Origin of the sequence: Streptomyces hygroscopicus, from assembly GCF_026168105.1 — a bacterium.
Lineage (GTDB): Bacteria > Actinomycetota > Actinomycetes > Streptomycetales > Streptomycetaceae > Streptomyces > Streptomyces hygroscopicus_D.
In genome coordinates, this window is the sequence record NZ_LBMW01000097.1 from 1 (window position 1) to 11,436 (window position 11,436).

The 11,436-nt window shown below is 70.1% G+C and carries 2 protein-coding genes; both read right to left on the reverse strand.

Annotation, left to right across the window (positions count from 1 at the left end; genetic code table 11):
- Positions 1–1,305: condensation domain-containing protein (locus AAW14_RS38495; RefSeq protein WP_265569127.1), on the reverse strand; the 1,305-nt coding region annotated here is incomplete at its 3' end.
- Positions 1,305–11,432: a non-ribosomal peptide synthetase gene (locus AAW14_RS38500; RefSeq protein ID WP_265569128.1), complete on the reverse strand. Its 10,128-nt coding sequence runs from the start codon at positions 11,430–11,432 to the stop codon at positions 1,305–1,307. The genes AAW14_RS38500 and AAW14_RS38495, both read right to left, overlap by 1 nt.
- Between the last annotated feature and the right edge of the window lie 4 nt (positions 11,433–11,436).

Below are 11,436 nucleotides of genomic sequence, written 5' to 3' on the forward strand. Positions count from 1 at the left end.
CAAATCCGGATCCACCACCACTGCACCCAGCACCCGCACCAAACACTCCGCAATCCACTCGACCGATGCCGCGTCGAACAGATCCGCAGCCGCCACCAGCCCACCGTGCAGTCCCGCGGCCTTCCCCTGAGCGTCAAACGTTTCGCCCAGGTCCACCTTCAGGTCCACCATGGCCGCCGGGACCCCCGACGGCGCCGCTTCCACCTCCAAACCCGGCAGCCGCACATGTGCCTCTGCGTTGTTCTGGAGGGTCAGCATCACCTGGAAGAGCGGGTGACGGGCCATCGACCGGGTCGGCGCGAGCTCCTCCACCAGCTTCTCGAACGGCACGTCCTGATGGTCGAACGCCGCCAGGGTCGTCTCGTGCGCCCGGGCCAGCAGTTCCCGGAAACTCGGGTTGCCCGACAGGTCCCTACGCAGCACCAGGGTGTTGACGAAGAAGCCGACCAAGTCGTCCAACGCCACATCCATACGGCCGGCAACCGCAGTACCGATCGGGATGTCGGTCCCCGCTCCGAGGCGGGAGAGCAGCACCGCGAACGCGCACTGCAGGACCACGAACAGGCTCACACCCTCCGCCCTGGCCAGCTCCGCCAGCTTCGCATGCACCGCAGCAGGGACCGTCAGCGGCGCGTCGAGACTGCGATAGGTGGCCACCGGCGGGCGCGGGTGGTCGAAGGGCAGCGCCAGCTCCTCCGGCGCTCCCGACAAAGCGTCTCGCCAGTAGCCGATCTGACGTGACATCAGGCTGTTTGGATCAGCCTCGTCTCCCAGCAGCTCCCGCTGCCACAGCGCGTAGTCCGCGTACTGCACCGGCAGCGGCTCCCACTCCGGAACCCGCGCCACACAGCGGGCCGCGTACGCCAGCGAGACATCCCGGGCCAGGGGACCCATCGACCAGCCGTCGCCGGCGATGTGGTGCACCACCAAGGCCAGGACGTGCTCCTTGGGCGCAGTGGAGAAGAGCCAGGCCCGGATCGGGACTTCGGTCGCCAGATCGAAGGCATGTCCGACGGCCGAGGCAACCGCGTTGTCCAGATCCGCCGGAGCAACTTCGGTCGTGCTCAGCTCCCACGTCAGTTCGTCGAGCTTGAGTATGCGCTGGTAAGGCTCGCCGTTGGCGACCGCGTACACAGTGCGCAGCACCTCGTGACGACCGATCACGTCCCGCAGCGCCGCGTTGAGTGCGGACACGTCCAGCTCGCCCGACAGCCGCTGCACGACCGGGATGTTGTAGGCCGGGCTCGGACCGTCCAGCCGGCCGATGAACCAAAGCCGACGCTGTGCGAAGGACAGCGGAATCATCAGGACTCCTCGTGGTTGCGCATCGGCCGAAGAGCCGGCCGGGTTGTCTTCACTGCTCCCAGCTGATGGGCGAGTCCGGCCACGGTCGGCGTCTTGTAGAGCGCCCGTAGTGAGACATCGACCCTCAATAGCGTCCTGATCTGGCTGATCAGTCGGGTGGCGAGGAGGGAGTGGCCACCGAGGTCGAAGAAGTCGTCGTCGACACCGACGGTCGCCAGGCCCAGGACCTCGGTGAATGCCTGGCACAGGAGCTCCTCCTGGCGATTCGCCGGACCCCTGCCCGCACCCGCGGCGTACTCCGGGGCGGGCAGGGCCTTGCGGTCGAGCTTGCCGTTGACGGTCAACGGCAAGCCGTCCAGCACCACCACCGCGGACGGGACCATGTAGCCGGGCAATCGATCCGCCACGAACCCGCGTACCAGGGTGGGAAGTTCACCAATGTTCCGGCCCTCAACGGGCACCACGTACGCCACCAGGCGGGTTTCACCCGTGTCCTGGCGTGCGACGACCGCCGCCTGCGCGACCGCGGGATGCTCGGCCACCACCGCACCGACCTCACCCGGCTCGATCCGGAACCCACGGACCTTCACCTGCTCATCGGCACGCCCCAGATACTCCAACCGGCCAGCAGCACCCCACCTCGCCCGGTCACCCGTCCGGTACATCCGTCCACCTGCACCGCCGAACGGCGATGCCACGAAACGCTCCGCCGACAACCCCGCACGCGCCAGATAGCCCCGGGCGAGCTGATTGCCCGTCACATAGACCTCACCCGCGACCCCGACCGGCACCGGACGCAACCGGTCGTCCAGTACGAACACACCCAGCCCCGGAATGCCCCGGCCCACCACACTGCCCGCCCCATTCCCGGCTGCCAGCTCGTGGAACGTCACATGCACCGTCGTCTCGGTGATCCCGTACATGTTCACCAACCGCGGACCGCCCGCACCATGACGTTCCCACCAGCCCGCCAGCCGCCCCGGATCCAGCGCCTCACCACCGAAGACCACCCACCGCAACGACCGCACCGCCTCCGGGCGTCCCTCCTCCGCCGCGATCAACTGATAGAAGGCGGAAGGAGTCTGGCTCAGCATCGTCACCCCCTCGCGCTCCACCAGCGCCAAGAACTCCTCCGGCGAGCGCGACACCTCGAACGAGACCACCGCCACCCGGCCGCCGTGCAACAGCGCACCCCACAACTCCCACACCGAGAAGTCGAACGCGAACGAGTGGAACCAACTCCACACGTCTTCGGGCCCGAACCCGAACAGACCCCTCGTCTGAGCGAACAGCTCCGTCACGTTCCGGTGCGTGACCACCACACCCTTGGGGCGGCCGGTCGAACCCGACGTATAGATCACATAGGCCGGATGCTCCGGCATCACCACCTCACGCTCACCCATCGACAGCACACCCGCATCCAGCCGCGCCAACTCCCCGGTCACCACTGGGTCGTCCACGGCCACCACAACGACGCCCACCCGCGCCAACCGGTCCGTCAGCCCCCGCGTGGTCAGCACCAGGCCCACACCGGCATCGCCGATCGTGAACGCCACGCGATCCGCGGGATACCTCGGATCGACGGGCAGATATGCGCCGCCGGCCTTCACCACTGCCAACAGCGCCACCACCAACTCCACACCGCGCTCCAGGCACACGCCCACCACCGACTCCGCGCGCACTCCACGCGAGACGAGCAGCCGCGCAAGCCGATTCGCCCGCGCGTCCAACTCGGCGTACGAGACTCGCTCACCGTCGGCGACAACGGCTACCGCGTCCGGAGTCCGAGCCGCCTGCGCTTCGAACAACTCCGGCAGTGTCGAGGCCGCAACCTCCACCCCGGCCTCGTTCCACGCCCACAACACGCTCTGCAACTCGGCCTCGTCCACCACCTCGACCGCACTCATCCGCACCCGTGGATCGGCCGCCACCGCCCCCAACACACGCACCAGACGCTCCGCGAACCGCTCGGCCGACCCCACCTCGAACAGATCCGCCGCGACGATCACAGAACCATGCAACCCGGCCGGCCGTCCCTCGCCGTCGAACACCTCACGCGCCGACACCTCGAGATCGAACTTCGAAACCGCCTTCCCCAGCGCAAACCCGGCAACCCCACCCCCCGGCAGATCAAGCACCGCGTCGGCGTGGTTCTGCAGCGTGAGCATCACCTGGAACAACGGCTGGCGCACCATCGACCGGGCCGGCGCCAGCTCCTCCACCAGCTTCTCGAAAGGCACATCCTGATGCGCAAACGCCGACAGGCTGGTCTCCCGCACCCGGAGCAGCAGTTCAGCGAACGTCGGGTCACCCGACACATCCGTACGCATCACCAGCGTGTTCACGAAGAAGCCGATCAAATCGTCCAGTACGACATCCGTACGACCCGCATTCGCCGATCCGATCGGGATGTCCGCCCCAGCGCCCAGTCGCGACAGCAGCAACGCGAGCGCGGCCTGCAACACCATGAACATGGTCACGCCCTCGGCCCGGGCCAGCGTCGCCAACTGCGCGTGCACCTCAGCCGGAATCCTCAACGGCACCTCACGACCCCGATGGGACGCCACCGCCGGACGCGGGTGGTCGAACGGCAGCTCCAGCTCCTCCGGAGCACCCGCCAGCACCTCACGCCAGTAGCCCACCTGCCGGGAGAAAACACTTCCCGGGTCCCGCTCATCACCCAGCAGCTCACGCTGCCACAACGCATAGTCCGCATACTGCACCGGCAACTGCTTCCACTCCGGAGCCCGGCCCGCCGAGCGCGCCGTGTACGCGCGCGAGACATCCGCTGCCAGCGGAGCCGTCGACCAACCGTCGTTCGCGATGTGGTGCACGGTCACCACCAGCACGTGCTCCTCCGCGCCGCACTCGAACAGCCATGCCCGGATCGGCACCTCCGCTGCGAGATCGAACGCATACCCAGCCGCCTCGGCGACCGCGGCATCCAGCTCCGCAGACGCCACCTCGGCCACCGACAGCTCCCAGGCCAGCTCGTCGAGATCCAGGATCCGTTGGTAGGGCTCACCGTCGGCCGCCGCGGAGTACACGGTGCGCAGCACCTCATGCCGGCCGATCACGTCACGCAGCGCCGCGTTCAGCGCCACGGGGTCCACCCCACCGGACAGGCGCAGGGCGATCGGGATGTTGTAGGTGGTGCTCGGACCCTCCAGCTGCCCGATGAACCAGAGGCGGCGCTGCGCGTACGAGAGGGGCACCCGCTCCGGGCGCTCCCCGGCGGTCAACGCCGCCCGCGCGGTGTCGGCGTCGGCCAAGCGGGCCGCGAGTCCCGCCACCGTCGGCGCGTCGAACAGCATCCGCAGCGGCACCTCCACACCCAGAACCCGCCGCACCCGGCTGACCAGGCGGGTGGCAAGCAGGGAGTGGCCACCAAGAGCGAAGAAGTCGTCGTCCACCCCGACCTTCTCCAGGTCGAGCACCTGCGCGAACACCCCGCACAGCAGCTCCTCCTGGAGCGTGGCGGGGCCACGGCCGCTGCCGGTTGCGTACGCGGGGGCGGGCAGGGCCTTGCGGTCGAGCTTCCCGTTGACGGTCAGTGGCAGGGCGTCGAGAACCACGACGGCGGACGGGACCATGTATCCGGGCAGCCGTTCTGCGGCGAACTCACTCACCAGAGCGGGGAGTTCCGTGGTCCCACCGTCGGTGTCGGGCACGACGTAGGCCACCAGCCGTACCTCACGGGGCGTGTCCTCTCGGGCGACGACCGCGGCCTGGGCGACCTGAGGATGCGAGGCCACCACGTTCTCGACCTCGCCCGGCTCGATCCGGAAGCCACGGATCTTCACCTGGTCATCCGTGCGCCCCGCGAAAACCAGCCGCCCGTCCGCCGTCCACCGCGCCCGGTCACCCGTCCGGTACAACCGCTCACCCGCCGCACCGAAGGGGTTCGCCACGAACCGCTCCGCCGTCAGACCAGGACGCCCCAGATACCCGCGCGCCAACCCCGCACCCGCCACATACAACTCACCGGCCACACCCACCGGAACCGGCGCCAGAAGCTCATCCAGCACATACACCCGGGTGTTCACCACAGGCGAGCCGATCGATACCTCATGCGCGACCGCTTCCGGGTCGCAAGGCCAGCACGTGGCATCGACCGTCGTCTCGGCCGGACCGTAGGCGTTGAACATCCGCCGGCCCCGGGCCCAGCGCGCCGCCGCCTCGGGCGGCAGCGCCTCGCCCGCCGTCACCAGGACGAGCTCCTTGCCGACCGCGCTCTCGTCCAGCGTCGCCAGCACCGCCGGCGGCAGCGTCACATGGGTCACCGCCTGCTCGGCCAGGAACCGCGCCAAGGCGGTGCCGACCCGCTGCTCCGACGGCATCACCACCAGGGTCGCGCCGGTCAGCAGGGCCATGAACCACTCCCAGGCGAAGGCGTCGAAGCCCACCGAGGCGAACTGGCCAACCCGGTGTCCACCGCCCACGCCCAGCAGCCTGGTGTGACCCGCCGTCATGCTCGCCACACCCGCGTGCGAAACCAGCACACCCTTCGGTCGTCCCGTCGAACCGGAGGTGTAGATCACATACGCCGGATGCGCCACCGACAGCCCCGCCTCATCCGGCGCGCCGCAGTCCAGGCCCTCCAGGGCCGCCATGACCTCGGGATCGTCCAACAGCACCGCACCCGACAGCACGGCCTCGGTGGCGGCCGAGGCCAGTAGCACCCGTGGCTTCGCATCCTGCAGCATGTACGCGACACGCTGCGCCGGGTACTCCGGGTCGATCGTCATATAGGCCCCGCCGGCTTTCAGGATCCCGAGCACCGAGACCAGCAGCTCAACGCCGCGCTCCAGGCATACCCCGACCACCGACTCCGGGCCCACACCCCGCGAAACCAGCAGCCGCGCAAGGCGGTTCGCCCGCGCGTCCAGTTCGGCGTACGACACCTCCACCCCGTCGGCGACCACGGCCACCGCCTCCGGTGCCCGCGCGACCTGCGCAGCGAACAGCTCCACCACCGTCAACGGCGCGACCTCGACCGCCGTGTCGTTCCACTCCACCAGCATCCGGTGCGAGACAGCTTCGTCGAGGACTCGCACAGCACTCAGCGGCTGCTCCGACCCACCGTCAAGTGCCGCCTCCAGCACGGTGACCAGGTTTTCCGCCGCGGAGCACATCATTCGTCCCACGGCCTGCCCGTCGATGACGGCCACCGCGTCCACGGCAAGCGTGATCGACTCGCCGTCGTCGTCCACAGACACTGCGAGCGGGTAGTTGGTGCGCTCCCGCGAGTACAACGCCCTGAACCCTTCGAACCCACGGGTCCGGTCATCGTCCGTGCCTTGCTCGGACCGGCCAGGGTTGTGGCGGTAGTTGAACAGGGCCGTGAACGGCGGCGTGTCTCCCGCCAGGCCGCTCGTCTGCTGCGCCAGGGCCAGCGAGGCGTGCTCGTGCTCCAGCAGCTCGGCCAGCTGGTCGCGCATCGCGCCCACGGCCTCCAGCACGCCCAGGTCGCCGGTGCGCACCCGCACCGGCAGCGTGTTGATGAACGGCCCCGGCATGCGTGCCGACCCCGCTCCGGAGTTCATCCGGCCGAACAACACGGTGCCGAACACCACGTCGGTCCTGCCCGACACCGCCGCCAGTGTCCTTGCCCACGCGACATGCAGCACGGTCGCGGCACCGGTGCTCAGACGGCGCGAGACCTCACGCAGTCGCGCGTGCAGCTCCGGCGCGAAGGGCACGTGCACCCGGACGACGTCCGCTCCGTTGCCATGGACGTCGACCAGGCCGAACGGCGCGGTGGGCTCCTCCACGTCGCCGAGCAGCCCCGCGAAGTACCGCGCGTGCTCCGCCTGCGTCACGCCGCCGTGGGCCTGTGCGACGAAGTTCCGGAACGGCACCGGTTCCGGTAGCGAGCCGCCCCGGCCCGTCAGGAACGCCTGGACCTCACCGAGTACCACCTCCATCGCCGTGTGGTCCTGGACGGCGTGGTGCACCTTCAGCAGCATCAGCCAACGGTCACTCCCGGGCACCGCGGCGACGTGCATCGTGAGCAGCGGCGCCCGTCCCATGTCCATCGACATCCCGCCGGCCGCCAGCAACTGCTGCACCAGGTCGGCACCCTTTGCATCCAGCGCCACCTCCTCGACGGAGAGCGGGGCCCGCCGCCAGACCACCTGCACCGGCTCGCGCAGTCCCTCCCACACCAGCGAGGTGCGGAAGATGTCATGCCGGTCCACCACCTGCTGCAACGCTCCGGTGAACGCCTCCAGCAGTTCCCGCGACTCGAGCTCGAACACCACCGGGGTCACGTAGGCGTCGTCGCCGCCGTCCGCCAGCAGGTGGTGGAAGACCAGGCCCTCCTGCAGCGGGGCCAGCGGGTAGACGTCGGCGATGTTCGCCGCACCGCCGGGGACGGTGGTGACAATGTGAGCGACCTCGTCGGCGGTCAGGTCGACGAGCGGCAGCATCTCCGGGGTGACCTCCTGCGCGCCGACGGGGATCAGGTTCGGCGGCACCGCCACCACCTGCCCGGCGCCCGTCGACCGGGCAAGCCCGGCCGGGGTCTGCGTCTGGAACACGGCCCGCACCGACACCGACACACCGCTGGAGCGCAGCACCTCGACCAGGCGCACCACCAGCAGGGAGTGCCCGCCGAGGGCGAAGAAGTCGTCGTCGACACCCACCCGCTCCACGCCCAGCACTTCGGCAAAGGCCGCGCAGACGATCTCCTCACGCGCGTTCGCCGGAGCGCGGCCGCCGCCGGTCGCGTACGCGGGGGCGGGCAGCGCCTTGCGGTCCAGCTTCCCGTTCACCGTCAGCGGCAGCGCGTCCAGCACCACCACCGCGGACGGGACCATGTAGCCAGGCAGCCGCTCCGCAGCGAACTCGCTCACCAGCCGTGGGAGTTCACCAACCCCGCCATCGGCGTCCGGCACCACGTAGGCCACCAACCGCACCTCACCGGGAACATCCTCCCGGGCGACCACCGCGGCCTGCACCACCTGCGGATGAGCGGCCACCACGTTCTCGACCTCGCCCGGCTCGATCCGGAAACCACGGATCTTCACCTGATCGTCCGCGCGGCCCGCGAACACCAGCTGCCCGTCCGCCGTCCACCGCGCGCGGTCACCCGTGCGGTACAACCGCTCGCCCGCTCCACCGAACGGGTTGGCCACGAACCGCTCCGCCGTCAGACCGGGACGCCGCAGATACCCGCGCGCAAGGCCCGCACCCGCCACATACAACTCACCGGCCACACCCACCGGAACCGGCGCCAGAAACTCATCCAGCACGAACACCCGCGTGTTCACCACCGGCGAGCCGATCGCCACCTCCCCCGCCGACGGATCGCAACGCCACAACGTCGCATCCACCGTCGTCTCGGCCGGGCCGAAGGAGTTGAACAATCCGCGGCCCCGCGCCCAGCGAACCATCACCTCGTGCGGGAGCGCCTCGCCCCCTGTCACCAGCACGAGATCCTCGACCGTGCTCTCGTCCAGCGTCGCCAGCACCGCCTGCGGCAGCGCCAGATGCGTCACGGCCTGCTCCGCCAGGAACCGCGGCAACCCCTCACCCAGGCGCAGGTCCGGCGGGATGACCACCAGGGTCGCGCCGGTGAGCAGAGCCATGAACCACTCCCAGGCGAAGGCGTCGAAGCCCACCGACCCGAACTGGCCCACCCGGTCCCCGGCACCCACACACAGGGACCGCCTCTGCCCCGCAACCAGGCTCGCCACACCCGCGTGCGAGACCACCACACCCTTCGGCCGTCCCGTCGACCCCGAGGTGTAGATCACATAAGCCGGATGAGCCACCGACATGCCACCCCCGTGGAGCGGACCGTCGTCCACACCCGAGAGAGCCGCCACCGTCTCCGGCGCGTCCAACAGCACCGCACCCGGCACCAGCGCCTCCGTGACGGCCGAGGCCAGCACCACGCGGGGCTCGGCGTCCTCAAGCATGTACGCGATCCGCTGCGCCGGGTACTCCGGATCGATCGTCATGTAGGCCCCGCCGGCCTTCAGCACACCGAGCACCGCCACCAGCAACTCGACCCCGCGCTCCAGGCACACCCCCACCACCGACTCCGGGCCGACACCCCGGTCCACCAGACAGCGTGCCAACCTGTTCGCCCGCGCATCCAAGTCGGCGTACGACACCTCCACGCCCCCCGACACGACGGCAACCGCACCCGGAGCCCGCGCCACCTGCGCGGCGAACAACTCCGGCACCGTGCAGGGCGCCACCTCGGCGGCCGTGTCGTTCCACTCCACGAGCATCCGGCGCAACTCCGCGGGGGCCAGCACCCGGACCGTGCGAAGGGGTGCATCCAATGCACCGTCAAGTGCTCGCTCAAGCAGGGGAACCAGACCCTCGACGGCCGTCCGCAGCAGCAGGCCCACGGTCTCCGGGTTGATCGGGGCCACTGCGTCGACCGCCAGCGAGATCGCGTCGCCATAGTCGTCGACGGAGACCCCGAGCGGGTAGTTGGTGCGCTCCCTGGAGGACAGCACACTGATGCCGTCAGGACCACCGTCGCCGTCCCGCGCGGAGTCCGTGCCGGTGTTGTGCCGGTAGTTGAGCAGCGAGGTGAACACGGGGGTGTTGCCCGAGAGTCCGCTGGCCTGCTGGGCCAGCGCCAGCGAGGCGTGCTCGTGCTCCAGCAGGTCCGCCAGCTGGCCGCGCATCGCCGTCACGGCCTCCAGCACGCCCAGCTCACCGGTACGCACCCGCACCGGCAGCGTGTTCAGGTACAGCCCCGCCACCCGGTCGGCGCCCGCGCCCGCGTTCATCCGCCCGAACAGCACCGTCCCGAAGACCACGTCGGCATGGCCGGACACCGCCGCCAGCACTCGCGCCCACGCCACATGCAGGACCGTCGCCGGGCTCGTCCCGACCCGACGCGCCACCTGACGCAGCCGGCCGACCAGCTCGGGCGCGAGCGGCACCACCGTGCGCTCCACGTCCCCACCGTCACCACGGACATCGACCAACTCGAACGGCGCAGTCGGCTCCGTCACGTCGCCGAGCAACTCGGCGAAGTACCGCTCGTGCTCCGACCGCGCCACGCCTCCACGCACCTGCGCGACGAAGTCACGGAAGGGCAGCGACGGCGGCAGTTCACCCCCACGGCCCGCCAGGAACGCCTGCACCTCGTGCAGCAGGACCTCCAGCGCGGTGTGGTCCTGCACCAGGTGGTGCAGGCGCAGCAGCACCAGCCAGCTGTCACTGCCCGGCCGCGCGGCCATATGCACGCTGATCAACGGTGCCCGGCCCAGATCCATCGACAGCCCCACGGCCGCCTGCAGCACGGCCACCGGGTCCCCGGCCTCCGGGTCGAGGACCAACTCGGTCACCGGCAGCACGGCTCTGCGCCACACCACCTGCACCGGCTCGCGCAGCCCCTCCCACACGAACGACGTCCGGAGGATGTCGTGCCGGTCAACCACCTGCTGGAAGGCGCGGGTGAACTCGTCGACGCGCGCCCGCGAGTCCATCTCCATGACCACCGGCATCAGATAGGCGTCCTCGCCGCCCTCGGCCAAGAGGTGATGGAAGAGCAGGCCCTCCTGCAGCGGGGCCAACGGGTAGACGTCCGCGATGTTCGCCGCGCCGCCCTCGACCGAGGCCACCACCCGGGCCACCTCGTCGGCCGACAGGTCCACGAGCGGCAGCATCTCCGGGGTGATCTCCACCGCGTCGGCAGGAATCAGGTTCGGCGGCACCGCCACGGATTCCGCGCCCGCCGAAGCCGCCAGCCCCGCCGGCGTCGGAGTGTCGAACAGGGCCCGCACCGACACCGACATAGCGTGCTTGCGCAGCACCTCGACCAACTGGACGGCCAGCAGGGAGTGGCCGCCGAGTTGGAAGAAGTCGTCGTCGACGCCGACCTTCTCCAGACCCAGGACCTCGGCGAACGCCGCGCACAGGATCTCCTCGCGCGCGTTGGCCGGGGCTCGGCCGGTGCCCGCGCGGGCGGCGTAGTCCGGGGCGGGCAGGGCCTTGCGGTCGAGCTTGCCGTTGACGGTCAGTGGCAGAGCCTGCAGGGCCACGACGGCGGAGGGGACCATGTACTCCGGCAGCCGCTGCGACGCGAACTCCACAACAGAGTCGGCCAGTTGACCCGGCTCGTCGTCGGCGACGACGTAGGCGACCAGACGCACATCA